This window comes from Coleofasciculus sp. FACHB-542, assembly GCF_014695825.1.
Lineage (GTDB): Bacteria > Cyanobacteriota > Cyanobacteriia > Cyanobacteriales > FACHB-T130 > FACHB-T130.
Genome location: NZ_JACJPB010000041.1, coordinates 232,803 through 245,944 on the forward strand (window position 1 = coordinate 232,803; position 13,142 = coordinate 245,944).

Sequence of the window (13,142 nt, forward strand, 5' to 3'; positions counted from 1 at the left end):
GAGTGGTATATTTTTAACGCAAAGGTACGCAAAGGTTAGCGCAAAGGTACGCAGAGTTTTGGGTTATTCTTGGCGTTTTTTGGGCTACAAGCGATTAATTTTGAATCCCTCAAATTTCATTGAGAAGCCATTTCCCTCTGGAGAAGCGCACATCACCCCCACATTCACCGTCTCAGCCGGAGTGAGATAGCCAAGGCGAAGCATTGTGTACTGAGTGCCATCCAGAGAGTATTGCACCTCTACAGCGGTGCCGCGTCGATGTACGCGCATCCATAGTGAAGCCGGGTTATCTGGCAGCGGGACAACAGACCAATCTGAGTAATCTCTTGTTACCACAGCGCTGACTTGTTGTACACCTTCGACAAATTCAATGCCACACTTTAACCAATTCGCCTCATCTAAACGCAGCATCAATCCAGCTTGATCGTACAAATCTCGATACTCACCGCTAACTTTCACCTCAACCATGAAGTCTCTGTTCGCTGGTTGATAAAAAAAGTGACCGTTATCTCGAATGAAGCCGTAGTGAGTCTCTCGCCAAAAATCAGTTTTTCCAGCGGATGTGATAGTAATTGTATTGCCTTGGACGTTCCAAATCGGCGGTTCGTTATACCATTCCATCGCCATTTTTTTCTAAATTTCCACTGGTTCTTGGTCGAATCTCCGCATTAACTCAAGCAAAGCTTCCCGATCTAGTTTTTGCCCGTCTTTCATCAGTTCAGCCAGTCCCTCAAAATACTTTTCGCGTTCCCCTCCCGGACAAAACATTATTAACAGCTTTGCTGGCTTTGTGCTGCGGTTAGCGAACCCGTGAGGTGTACCGCGAGGGACAAGTACAAATGCCCCCGGTTGTCCTTGTACTGTTCTATCCCCGACGAGGATTTCCACTTCTCCTTCTAGGACATAAAACATCTCCTCCATCTGACGATGGATATGTGGTTGCGCCCCCGTTCCATCTGGTTCTAGGCTAAACTCAAACAGCCCTAAGTTTCCGTGAGTATCGGCACCAACTGCTTTAAATGTAGCTTCGCTGTTACCAATAGTAAGGTGCCTGCCTTCTCCAGGCGCTAGTACAATTTCTTGTATCGGTAAAGTCATTTAATTATCCTCATTGATCGCTATAGCGAACCCTTTATCTTGCCATTGAAGCCATATACTTGACGGCTACCAACAAATGGCACTAATTCTACTTCTTTTTCATCTCCAGGTTCAAAGCGTACCGCCGTGCCTGCTGGAATATTCAGGCGCATTCCCTTTGCTTGTTCTCTATCAAAATCTAAAGCTTCGTTCACTTCATAGAAGTGGAAATGAGAACCCACTTGAATCGGGCGATCGCCTGTATTTGCTACTTGCACTTTTATACTAGGGCGACCCACATTGAGTTCTATTTCCCCTGCTTGTACAATCATTTCTCCAGGAATCATTTCAACTTCCTCTTTTAGTTTTTTATAAAAATGGCTAACTACTGTATAAATTCAACCATAGGAACCGGATTGGTATTGTAAAAAGCTGAATATAATTCGCTCCGTAAATTTCTCATATCTACCTTATTGTGGTTAAACTATGTCTGATAATCCATTTGTTTACGGATTTTTTCTTTAATCTCGTATCCAGCGAACTTTTCACAAAGATATAAACCTAAATCGATTGCCGAAGTAACGCCTCTGGCGGTAATTACGTCACCTTCATCAACCACTCTTTTGTCTAGAACCGACTTACAATATTTCTGAAGGTCGTGGAAAGCATTGGGATGGGTTGTTGCTGTTTTTTCTTCTAAAAATCCCGCTGCTCCGAGTAGTAAAGAACCTGTACATACAGAAACTTTGAACTGGCAAGACGCTGAGGTTTTAAGCCATGCAATTAATTCAGGATCGTCAACTAAGTTTCGGGTACCAATTCCCCCGGCACGATAATCATGTCATAGGGTTGGAGAGATTCCCCTACTTTGTTCGGAGTAAAACGAAGTCCAGCGTTATCGCTGACTTCTTGAGAATGGGCACAAATATCCCATTCCAAATCGGACATAAAATCCATTGTCTTGAGACGAGTGACTGGGTCGTAAACTCCAATAAAATCTAAGGCGGTCATTCCCGTGTAAATGATAAATGCAACTTTCATACACAATCCTTCCAGCTACGGGATTATTTAACGAATTGGGTTGTGAACTGTAACCAATTTTGTACCATCGGGAAAAGTAGCTTCTATCTGCACTTCATGCACCATCTCTGGCACACCTTCCATTACTTCTTCCCGGGACAGTAGGGTTGTCCCATAACTCATTAAATCGGCAACGGTGCGTCCATCTCTAGCGCCTTCCAGAATGCCAGCAGAAATATAAGCGATCGCTTCTGGGTAATTCAGTTTTAAACCTCTTCCCTTGCGGCGTTCCGCTAATAGTGCCGCCGTAAAAATCAACAGCTTATCTTTTTCCTGTGGCGTCAGTTGCATTGATAACCTCTTACATTCTTTCGTGTTCTCTATGTCTACTACGATTCGCTCAAATTTGCCAAACTCTCGGTGGACAAGCAGGGCGTTCTAAAAAGTGCAATCGCAGCAAATTCCAAATATCTATAAACCAGTTTCGCACCTGGGAAGTAGAAGAACCGCGATAGCGACACAATAGCCCAGCAGGAAGACGAGTAATGCCTGCTTGGTGAAGATTTTCCCCTGTCCCTTTCTTAAAAAAGGGTGAATGATTCCCTAGATTTCGTGCTTTTTCTACAATCTCTGGTGACACCGCTTGCCCAATCCAGACTAAACTCGCTACAACGGATTGCCCAGCTAAACCGTGAGGACTGTCGAGGATTTCTGTCCCGCCGGGTAACCATTGCCTGTCAATCCACAGAGGGCGTCCTTGCTGCCAGATTTCAGTATGCGATCGCCACTCTCCGTGTAAGAATCTCTCCCCTCTGGCACTGCGTCCAAAGCGTGTAATTTCCCAACCCAGCCAACTTGCTTCTGGAGCTAATTCTACCCGCAAGTCTTGTCGATACATCGCACCGTCAAAAATAATTGTTTCCTGCGGTAGCCACTCCAAAGTAGCACCCGCGTTCACCTCGATTTCAATCGTTTGACTCGCTGGCAATCCATTGCTGCGATAAACCTTACCGGCGGCAGCGGTAGTGATTAAGGCTTGGGCGTTGGGTTGGAGGTGGAAATTAAGCGATAAGCGATCGCCCCCCACAACACCCCCCGCTGTATGCAAAATTACACTATGACAAATCTCCGACCCTTCTGGATAAAATGGGCGCTGTACCTTCAGCGGTGCTTTTACGCGATCGCTAATCACCTGGGTTGTGCCTTGGGTTTTAGAAAACTCCAAGTTAAGAATGCCGTGCCATCCAGAGGATGAGGGATTTGCTACTGCCGGATCGAGGTATTTCATTAAATTTGGTGTATAAATTGTTAATTTTTTACTCCGGAAAATCATCTTAAACAAAAATACCATTAAACTCGATTCAACCGAATATTCTTAAGTCTTTATACTGGAGATTCTTATGGCGGCTATCAGCTTTGAAAGCTTAAAAAACGAATACCAGCAACTCTTTGATAGCTGCAAAATCACTAAAAATAAAATTGAGCAAGTAGATAATATTTTAGATACCATTGATACAAATCGGGCTAGGTATGATGCGGTAGGGAAAAGACTGGCGATTCCCTGGTATGTGATAGCCATTATTCACAACATGGAATCTTCCTTAAATTTCAATACTCACCTGCATAATGGAGATCCGCTGGCAAGAAAAACTATACGCGAACCAAAAGATCGCCCCTCTAATGGCAATCCTCCCTTTACATGGGAAGAAAGTGCTATTGATGCTTTAACTTTTGATAAATTTGACCAATGGAAAGAGTGGAGTCTTCCGAGCATTCTTTTTAAGTTAGAAGGCTACAACGGTTGGGGTTATCGCCTCTACCATTCTGATGTTCTTTCACCTTATTTGTGGAGTGCTTCAAACCACTATACTAAAGGAAAATACGTTGACGATGGCACCTGGTCAAATACAGCCGTATCGCAGCAATACGGTGCCGCCGTACTTCTGCGCCGAATGATCGATCGAGGAACAATTACTTGGGATAATCCAGAAACCAGTGAAGTTGGAGAAAAAGATGTAGATATCCAACCTAGCGAAAAGCAACCTTTGGTATATTATTCACCAGATTCTAAGATTGATAACGGCAAAGAACTGCAACAGTTTTTAAATCAATTTTCAGGAATTTATTTAAGTGTAGATGGTTGCCTTGGTGATAAAACTTCCGAGGCTTTTAAAAAAGTTACTGGTTACTATCTCTTTGGAGATCCTAGAAATCAAAATTAATTTTAAATAGCAAATAAAATAGTAATTTTCTAATTGGTAAGTATTGCTTATCAAGTGCAAAAAATCAGATAAATTAAAACTTACTAGCTTGTTGATTGCTAAGAAAAAGGCAACCAGCACCTTTTAGGGATTACCAATTGGATTGTTTAACTTAATGGGTAATTTAATGATAACTTCTGTTCCCTGCCCCGGTTCGGAGATAATAGCAATACGTCCTTGATGATGTTCTAGTATTTGATAACATACAGTTAGTCCTAAACCTATGCCTTTTCCGACAGGTTTGGTTGTAAAGAAAGGGTCAAATATTTTTGATTTAATCGCTGTTGGAATCCCGGAACCATTATCTTTAATTTTGATAATTATTTGCTTAGCTGCACTAAATTCAGTTTTAATGTAAATCCGTTTTTCGGGTTGCTCTTTGAAAGTTTCCAGAGCATCAATTGCATTGCTGAAAATATTCATAAATGCCTGGTTAAGCTGCGCCGGATAGCATTCAACGGGTGGCAGAACGCCGTACTGCTTAACTACCTGAATCTCTGGATTTCCCTCCGCCTTCCAGTCTCCGCCTGATTGCAAGCGATGCTGCACAATTAGCAAACTGCTATCAATTCCTTCATGAATGTTGACGCGCTTCCTTTCAGCTTCATCGAGTCGGGAAAAGTTTCGCAGTAATAGAATAATTTGACGAATGCGATCGCTGCCAGCCCTCATTGAAGTAATAATTTTAGGTAGATCGCCCGTCAAAAAATCGAGATCGATGTCCTCAATATATTGCTGTATTTCAGCATCAGGATAACTTTTTTGATAGCGTTGTACGAGGTTCAGTAGATTTTTTGTGTAGTCACTGATATGGGGAAGATTACCATAAATAAAATTAATCGGATTGTTAATTTCGTGGGCAATGCCAGCAACAAGTTGACCCAAACTAGACATTTTTTCAGTTTGAATGAGTTGCGCCTGCGCCCTTCCCAAATTGCGTAATGCTTGACTGAGCTGTTGAGCGTTGGTAGTTAATTCAGTATTCAGTTGCTGTAGTTGGTCGTGGGCTTGCTGTAATTGCTGGTTTTTTTGCGAAAGCTCTTCAGTACGCTGTTGCACCCGTTCTTCAAGAGTCTGACGCGCCTGTTCTAGTTCCTCAGTACGCTTTGCAACTCGTTGCTCTAGGTTTCCGATGAGGGCTTTTAGCGCCTGAGCCATTTCTTGATAAGCATGAGCAAGTTGACCGATTTCACCACCCGCGCCGATACCGGGAATGGGGGTAGTCAAATCGCCTGCGGCTAAGGTTTTACTGCGTTCGGAGAGCTGGATAATCGGGTTGCCGATTTGTTTGGCTAGCAAATGTGCGATCGCAATCGATAACAAGGTAGCCAATCCCAGTCCTAGCCAAATCACACGGTTTAGGTTGATGGAAGCTTGATTAAAATACTTTGAGACAATTTGAATTTTGGCAATGGCAATAGGCTGATTGCGGGAAGTAATCGGAGCATATATCGTATTCAAACCAGATTTTGGTTCGATCCGATAAACTGTTTTACCTTTTTGAATCTTGCGTAACACCTGCGACTTTAAATTTACTTGTTCCCAAGGCTCAATGCTGGATTTGGCATTGCTAGAAATGATTGATTTGCCATCTAGAGAAATAACTTGCAGTTTAGTGGTAGGTTGAGAGAAATTAAGAAAGTTACGCAACCAAGTTTCATCTAAATTTTGCCCTAAAATCAAAGTTCCGGGTGACTTCCCCGTACCATCGCTGTTGTAAACAGGCGCTGTTGAAAAGAGCAATATCTGAGGCAAGCCGCTATCAATCAACATCGTCGTTGGCTTGTTGGTAGCGATCGCAGCCGTTAACCGCTTAGCTACATTCGGATTTCGCAAAGCGTCACCCCGCTCTCCCAAAATCTCTCCCCTACGATCCACCACTTTCACATGATCGACATCGGTAGAAAGAACAAGTTGCTCGGAGACTTCCTTTTTGATCCAAGCCTCATCTCGCTTCCCAATTGCGTTATATAAATCTGTCCAGATTGCATAGCTAGAGGATAAATTTTGCAATCCTTTCTCAGTAGCCGCAGTGTATCCTCGAAAGGCTAAAACTTGATCGTCGAGACGAGTCTTTTCTAAGTCGATGAGCGGCTGCTGCACAAACCGCCACGCTACAGCACTCAGGAACATCACGGGTAGCAAAGATGCCCCAAAGGTAAAAATTAGCAGCTTGGGTTGAAGCTGTTGCAGCCGCTTGAACATCTCTGAGTTAATATAGATGCGGTGTTTCGTCCTCCAGACAGATAATCTGTCACAAGGCTCTCCACAGTTTAGCGGCTGTGACGGTAATGTGGTCGCTCTATTTTCGGAGGCGTAAAAGTGCCTACCTTGGGTGCAAGTTCTGCGGGTTACTCGCAAAGATTTTTAGCGATCTACGTCAGACAGCCAGAAACCGTTGAATTACATCCTGACTGAGTTCGCTAGTCGAGCCAGACGCGACAATACCGCCTTTTTGCATCGCGTAGTACCGATCTGCTTGCCGTACAAAATGCAGGTGTTGCTCGACCAATAAAACCGAAATGCCCGTAGATTCAATAATGCGGCGCACTGCTGCTTCTATTTCTAAAATAATCGAGGGTTGAATGCCTTCTGTGGGTTCATCCAGTACAAGTAACTGGGGTTTCCCCATCAAAGCGCGAGCGATCGCGAGTTGTTGTTGTTGTCCTCCACTTAAATCGCCACCCATCCGAGACAGCATCGTTTTTAAAACGGGAAAGAGGGAAAATATTTCTTCAGGGATTTCTTCCTTACCACTTCTGCCCTCACGTCGCGCCTCCAAACCCAGCAACAAATTTTCTTTCACCGTCAAGCGCGGAATAATTTCCCGTCCTTGAGGAACATAACCAATTCCTAGCCGCGCCCGTCGATCTGGAGATTTGTCTATTATCATCTCATCGGCAAAAGTAATCGTGCCGCTACGGGGTTTAAGTAGCCCCATAATTGTTTTAAGTAGAGTAGTTTTGCCAACACCATTACGTCCAATTAGACACACCATTTGCCCTAAGGGGACGCTCAAATCTACATTGCGGAGGATATGGCTTTCACCGTAATAGACATTTAAATTAGAAATTTTTAGCATTTTATTGTGCTTGGTTGAATATGTACTTAGTTGAATAAGACTCGATCGCTTCTAAAGTTGGTTACTTGAATCTTTATTGCTTAAGCTTTAGTCAGCAAGAATTTTAACTTCTACAAACTAAGGCATGAAAACAAATTTTATTGCAAAGATGCTTTATTATTTGTTACCTATAAAGTCATTGATATCTTGCACCGCTTCTCTTTACTCCTCAATTTCTTTAAGCACTTATTGTTGAGTTTCTAACTGCTCTCCTAGATAAACTTCAATGACACGAGGATCGTTCTGCACTTCCTCAATCGTTCCTTCACACAGAACTGAACCCTCATGTAACACCGTTACTTTACGAGCAATTTGACGCACAAACTCCATGTCATGCTCAATCACTAAAATAGAATGACTGTGCGCTAATGCGATAAGAAGTTCCCCAATATTGTCAGTTTCTTCATCAGTTAGCCCCGCAACAGGTTCATCAACTAACAATAAATCGGGCGACTGGGCAACTAACATCCCAATTTCTAAGCGTTGCTTTTCTCCGTGAGAAAGTAAACCAGCACGGATATCTGCTTTCGCGCTTAAACCAATCGTTTCGAGCAAACTCATTACTTTGCTGCGTTCGCCAGTAGCGGGACGCCCAAACAGGGTTGACAAGACATTTTTATTGCGATTGCAGCTAAGTTCTAGGTTTTCGCGGGGCGTCAAGTTCAGGTAAATGCGAGGGGTTTGAAATTTACGACCAATTCCCAGACGGGCAATTTGATGTTCGGAGAGTGCTTTCACGTTTCTCCCCTTAAATAATACCCGTCCCTCAGTCGGTTGTACTTTGCCGGTAATGACATCCAAAAAGGTTGTTTTCCCGGCACCGTTTGGACCAATTACGACCCGTAATTCTCCGACATCCATGCTGAAATTCAGATGGTTCAGTGCTTTAAAACCATCGAAATTAACTGTTAAATTCTCAGTTTCTAATATTTTCGCGTTCATGCTGTACCTCTGGGTCTTCTTCAAGGCTGGGATAGGTTGCTACCTGCTTTCGCCCTAGAAGAGTCAGCAGGTGCTGGAAACCTTGATAGCGCAGCCAGCCGACTACACCATCGGGAAGAACTGTTACCACAATTAGGAATAATGCTCCCTGGAAAAATACCCAAATACCCGGAAATTGCTCGCTCAAAAGACTTTTGGCAAAGTTGACTAATAGCGCTCCGAATATAGCTCCGATTAAGCTAGCACGACCTCCCACTGCTACCCAAATTACCATTTCAATAGAAAAAGCAATATCCATTGCTTTTGGTGAAATCAAACCCGATTGAAGGGTGAATAAAGCACCCCCAATTCCAGCCAAAGCGGCGGAAATCGCAAACACCACAACTTTAAATCCAGTGGGATTATAGCCAGAAAAGCGCATCCGGCTCTCATCATCCCGAATCGCAACCAGAACTCGTCCAAAGCGATCGCTTGTCAGCCATCGGCACAAAGCATAAGCACCTGCTAAAAATAAGACTGTTAGCGCGTAGAAAACAAATTGCGTCTGACTATTACTGACTGTTGCGCCTAATAATGTTTTGAAATTGGTTAAACCATTGGTGCCGTTAAAAAATCCCTGTTGCCCGTTAAAGAAATTAAAAAATACAATCGTCGCTGCTTGAGTCAAAATTGAGAAGTAAACGCCCCGAATCCGGTTGCGAAATACTAAATAACCCAATATTGCGGCTAATACAGCCGGAATTATCACAACGGCTGCGGCGGCAAAACCAAACGAATAAAACGGCTGCCAGAACCAAGGCAATTCTGTTATGCCGAAGAGGCTCATAAATTCTGGTAAACCGTTCTTGAGAGGAGCTAATTGCAAGTGCATTGCCAAGGCATAGCCACCAAGTGCAAAAAATACACCATGCCCCAAACTGAGCATACCCGTGTAGCCCCAAATTAAATCAATGCCGAGGGCAGCGATCGCTAATGCCAAGAATCGCGCTAGCAAGTTGAGACGAAAGCCTGTGAGAACTGCTGGCATTACGAAAATGAGCAGCAAAGCGATCGCAATCGTTATCCCCACTTCCATCAGCACCGCTCGTCTGCGTTGCTGCTTCATGCCCTTAACTTCAAGAACCGCATCCAAAATCATCGCCTTGAGCCTCTACTCGATTGTCTTTGTTTAAGCATCAACGCTACGTCCCTTCTGTGGAAAAATCCCCCCTGGACGCACCTGAAGGAACGCAATAATTAAGGCGAATACCATCACCTTCGCCATACTGGTTGTGCCGAAAAACTCAAAGAAATCCACTAAAGGCTTTATCGGTGCCACCATCGGCACTAAGACTTTAGAACTGATTAAGTAGTTAATCGTGCCAATTCCCATCGCTGCCACAATACTGCCCACCAGCTTACCGACGCCACCGACAACAACCACCATAAATGTATCGACGATGTAGTTCTGGCCTGTATTGGGTCCCACAGAACCCAGCAAACTAATCGCACAACCGGCAATTCCAGCCAATCCAGAACCCAAAGCAAATGTAATGGCATCAACTTTAGCAGTCGGAATTCCTAAACAAGCACTCATACTGCGATTCTGCATGACTGAGCGAATTCTTAATCCCCACGGAGACCGTTGCAAAAATACATAAATTCCGGCTACACAAACAATGGTTAGCGCAATAATAAATAGCCGCGTATAAGGCATCTGCAATGTGCCCAGCCGCAGCCCTCCTCGTAACCAGCTCGGTGCCGTTACGTCCACATTTTGAGCGCCAAACCAAGGCTTGGTGACAGCCAGTTTATAAGTTTGTCCCAAAACTGCACTTGTGGCACTCGCAACGCCTAGAGATATCGGCAACATTATTGCAATTACCCAGTTACGAATACGCTCAAAATCTGAGCGGCGGGACAGAATCCAAAAAGCGCCAAAAAACAAAACGCAAAATATCCCAATGCCAATGACTAACACCCAGCTAACACTGCGAGCGAATTGCTGCAAAATCAGACTAACGCCCCAAGTTGCTAACAGGGTTTCTAGCGGGCGTCCGTAAAGATAACGAATTACCCCTCGCTCTAAAACTAATCCCACACCTGCTGTCACCAGGAAAGCCAAAATTAGCGCAAAAACAATATAGGTTTCAGACCAAGGCTTACCCAATATTTTGAAGCCATTTTGTACAACAAACGTTGTGTAGGCTCCTAGCATCATCAACTCACCGTGAGCTAAGTTAATGACGCCCATGAGTCCAAAGACAATGGCTAGTCCCAGCGCTGAAATTAACAAAACCGCGCCGATGCTAATTCCATTAAAAATCCCATCCAGCAATCCTGCTATCACACCGCTTCCTCAGCCATTAATCATGGGTCATTAGTCATGGATCGTGAGTCATTAGTTATTAGCTTTCAAATCCCCTAGGTTGGGTTGAGGTAACGGATGCTGTTGGCATTAATTTTTGACCTCTCCCCACCCCAAACTCTACCCTTGTAGGGAAGAGGCTTCCAGACTCCCCCTTCCCTCATAGGGAAGGGGGATGGGGGGTTAGGTTCTTAATTAGCCAACACCATCAGGTAACAAAACCCAACCAATCTTCTCAAGATTGACGACTAATAACTAAGGACTAATTTTTAACCGCTTAAATTTTGTACTGACCACCTTTTTTGGAATCTGACCAGTCGCATCCCAAACCCTTAGTTGCAGCAACGAATTGGTTCCAAGGAACTGGCTTCACTGCTGATTTCGTCTCATAGACAATCTTAAAGAGACCATCATCTGCGACTTCACCTAGCCGTACAAACTTAGAAATGTGATGGTTACTTTCCATCGTTACAGTGCCTTCTGGAGCCTCAAACTTCTGACCAACCGCAGCCTTTCGCACTGCCTCTAAATCGTCAGCGGTTTTTGCTTTCTCGACAGCTTGTTTCCACAGATAAACAGCAATGTAAGCTGCTTCCATCGGGTCATTTGTTACCCGATCTGGACCGTATTTTGCCTTAAAAGCTTCGACAAATTTTTTATTCGCCGGGGTATCTACCGTTTGGAAGTAATTCCATGCGGCATATTGGCCTTTGAGATATTCTGTGCCAATTGCTTTGACTTCTTCTTCGGCAATACTGACAGACATTACGGGATATTTATCTGGTCCCAACCCTGCACCTTGCATCTGCTTGAAGAAAGCCACATTACTATCCCCATTTAGGGTATTAAAAATGACGCCGCCATCAGGCAGAGCTGCTTTAATTTTAGTGATGATGGGCGTAACTTCTGTATTGCCTAGGGGTAAATAATCTTCACCGACGGTTTCGCCGCCTTTTGCCTTTAACTGCTCTTTAATAATCGTATTCGCGGTACGCGGAAAAACGTAATCAGAGCCAACTAGGAAGAATTTTTTGCCCTTATTCTGCAAGAGCCAATCGACTGCTGGCTCGATTTGTTGGTTGGGAGCAGCACCCGTATAGAAAATATTTTTGGAACACTCTTGACCCTCGTATTGCACGGGATACCAGAGCATATGACCTTTTTCTTCAAATACTGGCAGCACTGCTTTGCGGCTGGCGGAAGTCCAACAGCCGAAAACGGTGACAACTTTATCCTGATCGATTAGCTTTCTCGCCTTCTCTGCAAAAGTAGGCCAGTCGGATTGACCATCTTCTTCAATTGCTTGAATTTGCTTGCCGAGGACGCCACCGGCTTTATTAATCTCCTCAATTGCCAACAGTTCGGCATCTACAACGCTGTTTTCGCTAATCGCCATCGTGCCGCTGCGAGAGTGCAGAATCCCAACTTTGATGGTGTTTCCTGCACCGGCAGCCGCAACGGATGTCGCGCTGGGAGAGGGAGACGCAGCCGTTGGGCTGGCAGTCTCAGAGGTAGAAGTGGGAGTGCTGCTACAAGCTTTGAGAAGAATACTGGTTCCCAGAGTAGCAGAACCGTATAGAAGAAATTTACGTCGCCCTAATCGCCTTGCCATACCGTCACCGTACTCCTGGCTGAATCAGCCTAATGGTAGAGAACATACACAGTTAAGCAGTGATATTAGAGCGATGTTCTGGCAAGAAATTGTTATCAATGATACAAAGAATCGAATTTTTGGAACAGCTTTCGGAAAGGTCAGCTTGCGGTTTCTGAAATTTCGCCCAGATTTAGGCGGATAAAGTCCACCACAGCCGTTAATCCTTGCTGAGTCTTCAAATTCGTAAAGATAAAGGGTTTTTCTCCCCGCATCCTCCGCGCATCACGTTCCATGACCCCTAAATCTGCTCCCACTTGAGGAGCAAGATCAATTTTGTTGATTGCTAAAAGATCGGATTTAGTAATTCCGGGACCACCTTTGCGCGGAATTTTGTCACCGGCTGCAACATCAATGACGTAAATTGTTAAGTCTACCAGTTCTGGGCTGAAGGTAGCCGCTAAGTTATCGCCGCCACTTTCTAAAAACACTAAGTCTAAATCGGGAAATCGCTGTTCCATTTGTTCAATGGCGGCGATGTTCATGGAAGCGTCTTCGCGGATGGCGGTATGGGGACAGCCGCCAGTTTCGACACCCAGGATGCGATCGCTTTCCAAGGCGTGACTCCGCACGAGAAACTGGGCATCTTCCTGGGTATAAATATCATTCGTGACTACAGCAATTTGATATTTTTGCCGCATCGTCTTACACAAGGCTTCGACTAAGGCAGTTTTTCCCGAACCCACTGGGCCAGCAACTCCAACCCGAAAAGCATTCATAAAA

The 13,142-nt window shown here is 44.4% G+C and carries 15 protein-coding genes; 1 reads left to right on the top strand and 14 read right to left on the bottom strand.

The window, feature by feature from the left end; translation table 11 throughout:
* Positions 1–84: 84 nt before the first annotated feature.
* The 7 genes from H6F52_RS15570 to H6F52_RS15595 form a co-directional block, all read right to left on the bottom strand.
* Entirely contained in the window at positions 85–621 is a 537-nt protein-coding gene (locus H6F52_RS15570; protein WP_190535958.1) for a DUF1349 domain-containing protein, read from the bottom strand.
* A gap of 12 nt (positions 622–633) precedes the next feature.
* Entirely contained in the window at positions 634–1,098 is a 465-nt protein-coding gene (locus H6F52_RS15575; protein ID WP_190535960.1) for a cupin domain-containing protein, read from the bottom strand.
* A 20-nt stretch (positions 1,099–1,118) separates the two neighbouring features.
* Positions 1,119–1,424 carry an urease subunit beta gene (locus tag H6F52_RS15580; protein ID WP_190535962.1) on the bottom strand — a complete coding sequence of 102 codons (306 nt, stop codon included), beginning with the start codon at positions 1,422–1,424 and terminating at the stop codon, positions 1,119–1,121.
* Positions 1,425–1,561: 137 nt separating this feature from the next.
* A complete protein-coding gene (locus H6F52_RS26465) occupies positions 1,562–1,897 on the bottom strand; it encodes a DJ-1/PfpI family protein (RefSeq protein WP_347276220.1) in 336 nt (111 codons plus the stop codon).
* A complete protein-coding gene (locus H6F52_RS25275; RefSeq protein WP_199300572.1) occupies positions 1,879–2,118 on the bottom strand; it encodes a hypothetical protein in 240 nt (79 codons plus the stop codon). Before H6F52_RS25275 ends, H6F52_RS26465 begins: the two co-directional genes overlap by 19 nt.
* A 27-nt stretch (positions 2,119–2,145) precedes the next feature.
* Positions 2,146–2,448: an urease subunit gamma gene (ureA, locus tag H6F52_RS15590; protein WP_190535964.1), complete on the bottom strand. Its 303-nt coding sequence runs from the start codon at positions 2,446–2,448 to the stop codon at positions 2,146–2,148.
* A 49-nt stretch (positions 2,449–2,497) separates the two neighbouring features.
* Positions 2,498–3,385: an urease accessory protein UreD gene (locus tag H6F52_RS15595; protein WP_190535966.1), complete on the bottom strand. Its 888-nt coding sequence runs from the start codon at positions 3,383–3,385 to the stop codon at positions 2,498–2,500.
* Between the two features lie 112 nt (positions 3,386–3,497).
* Here H6F52_RS15595 and H6F52_RS15600 point away from each other — a divergent pair, with 112 nt between their 5' ends.
* Positions 3,498–4,319: a hypothetical protein gene (locus tag H6F52_RS15600; RefSeq protein ID WP_190535968.1), complete on the top strand. Its 822-nt coding sequence runs from the start codon at positions 3,498–3,500 to the stop codon at positions 4,317–4,319.
* A gap of 123 nt (positions 4,320–4,442) precedes the next feature.
* Here H6F52_RS15600 and H6F52_RS15605 read toward each other — a convergent pair whose 3' ends face one another.
* From H6F52_RS15605 to ureG, 7 genes are all read right to left on the bottom strand, one after another.
* On the bottom strand, positions 4,443–6,563 hold the full coding sequence (locus tag H6F52_RS15605; RefSeq protein ID WP_190535971.1) for an ATP-binding protein: 2,121 nt from the start codon (positions 6,561–6,563) through the stop codon (positions 4,443–4,445).
* Between the two features lie 175 nt (positions 6,564–6,738).
* Complete coding sequence (gene urtE, locus H6F52_RS15610; RefSeq protein WP_190535973.1) at positions 6,739–7,440, bottom strand: urea ABC transporter ATP-binding subunit UrtE; 702 nt, start codon at positions 7,438–7,440, stop codon at positions 6,739–6,741.
* 225 nt (positions 7,441–7,665) lie between these two features.
* Positions 7,666–8,421, bottom strand: a complete 756-nt coding sequence (urtD, locus tag H6F52_RS15615; protein WP_190535975.1) for an urea ABC transporter ATP-binding protein UrtD — start codon at positions 8,419–8,421, stop codon at positions 7,666–7,668.
* The gene (gene urtC / locus H6F52_RS15620; protein ID WP_190440316.1) at positions 8,396–9,526 is read right to left on the bottom strand and encodes an urea ABC transporter permease subunit UrtC; all 1,131 of its coding nucleotides are present in this window, start codon (positions 9,524–9,526) and stop codon (positions 8,396–8,398) included. The genes urtD and urtC overlap by 26 nt, the downstream gene beginning before the upstream one ends.
* Before the next feature lie 63 nt (positions 9,527–9,589).
* Positions 9,590–10,750, bottom strand: a complete 1,161-nt coding sequence (gene urtB / locus H6F52_RS15625; RefSeq protein WP_190535977.1) for an urea ABC transporter permease subunit UrtB — start codon at positions 10,748–10,750, stop codon at positions 9,590–9,592.
* A 295-nt stretch (positions 10,751–11,045) separates the two neighbouring features.
* The gene (gene urtA, locus H6F52_RS15630) at positions 11,046–12,380 is read right to left on the bottom strand and encodes an urea ABC transporter substrate-binding protein (RefSeq protein WP_190410214.1); all 1,335 of its coding nucleotides are present in this window, start codon (positions 12,378–12,380) and stop codon (positions 11,046–11,048) included.
* A 140-nt stretch (positions 12,381–12,520) separates the two neighbouring features.
* Positions 12,521–13,138 carry an urease accessory protein UreG gene (ureG, locus tag H6F52_RS15635; RefSeq protein WP_190535979.1) on the bottom strand — a complete coding sequence of 206 codons (618 nt, stop codon included), beginning with the start codon at positions 13,136–13,138 and terminating at the stop codon, positions 12,521–12,523.
* Positions 13,139–13,142 lie beyond the last annotated feature (4 nt).

Excerpts from the sequence above, each read along its gene's own strand:
- H6F52_RS15570 (WP_190535958.1), bottom strand. The coding sequence starts at position 621 with ATGGAATGGTATAACGAACCGCCGATTTGGAACGTCCAAGGCAATACA.
- H6F52_RS15575 (WP_190535960.1), bottom strand. The coding sequence starts at position 1,098 with ATGACTTTACCGATACAAGAAATTGTACTAGCGCCTGGAGAAGGCAGG.
- H6F52_RS15580 (WP_190535962.1), bottom strand. The coding sequence starts at position 1,424 with ATGATTCCTGGAGAAATGATTGTACAAGCAGGGGAAATAGAACTCAAT.
- H6F52_RS25275 (WP_199300572.1), bottom strand. The coding sequence starts at position 2,118 with ATGAAAGTTGCATTTATCATTTACACGGGAATGACCGCCTTAGATTTT.
- ureA (WP_190535964.1), bottom strand. The coding sequence starts at position 2,448 with ATGCAACTGACGCCACAGGAAAAAGATAAGCTGTTGATTTTTACGGCG.
- H6F52_RS15595 (WP_190535966.1), bottom strand. The coding sequence starts at position 3,385 with ATGAAATACCTCGATCCGGCAGTAGCAAATCCCTCATCCTCTGGATGG.
- H6F52_RS15600 (WP_190535968.1), top strand. The coding sequence starts at position 3,498 with ATGGCGGCTATCAGCTTTGAAAGCTTAAAAAACGAATACCAGCAACTC.
- H6F52_RS15605 (WP_190535971.1), bottom strand. The coding sequence starts at position 6,563 with ATGTTCAAGCGGCTGCAACAGCTTCAACCCAAGCTGCTAATTTTTACC.
- urtE (WP_190535973.1), bottom strand. The coding sequence starts at position 7,440 with ATGCTAAAAATTTCTAATTTAAATGTCTATTACGGTGAAAGCCATATC.
- urtD (WP_190535975.1), bottom strand. The coding sequence starts at position 8,421 with ATGAACGCGAAAATATTAGAAACTGAGAATTTAACAGTTAATTTCGAT.
- urtC (WP_190440316.1), bottom strand. The coding sequence starts at position 9,526 with ATGAAGCAGCAACGCAGACGAGCGGTGCTGATGGAAGTGGGGATAACG.
- urtA (WP_190410214.1), bottom strand. The coding sequence starts at position 12,380 with ATGGCAAGGCGATTAGGGCGACGTAAATTTCTTCTATACGGTTCTGCT.
- ureG (WP_190535979.1), bottom strand. The coding sequence starts at position 13,138 with ATGAATGCTTTTCGGGTTGGAGTTGCTGGCCCAGTGGGTTCGGGAAAA.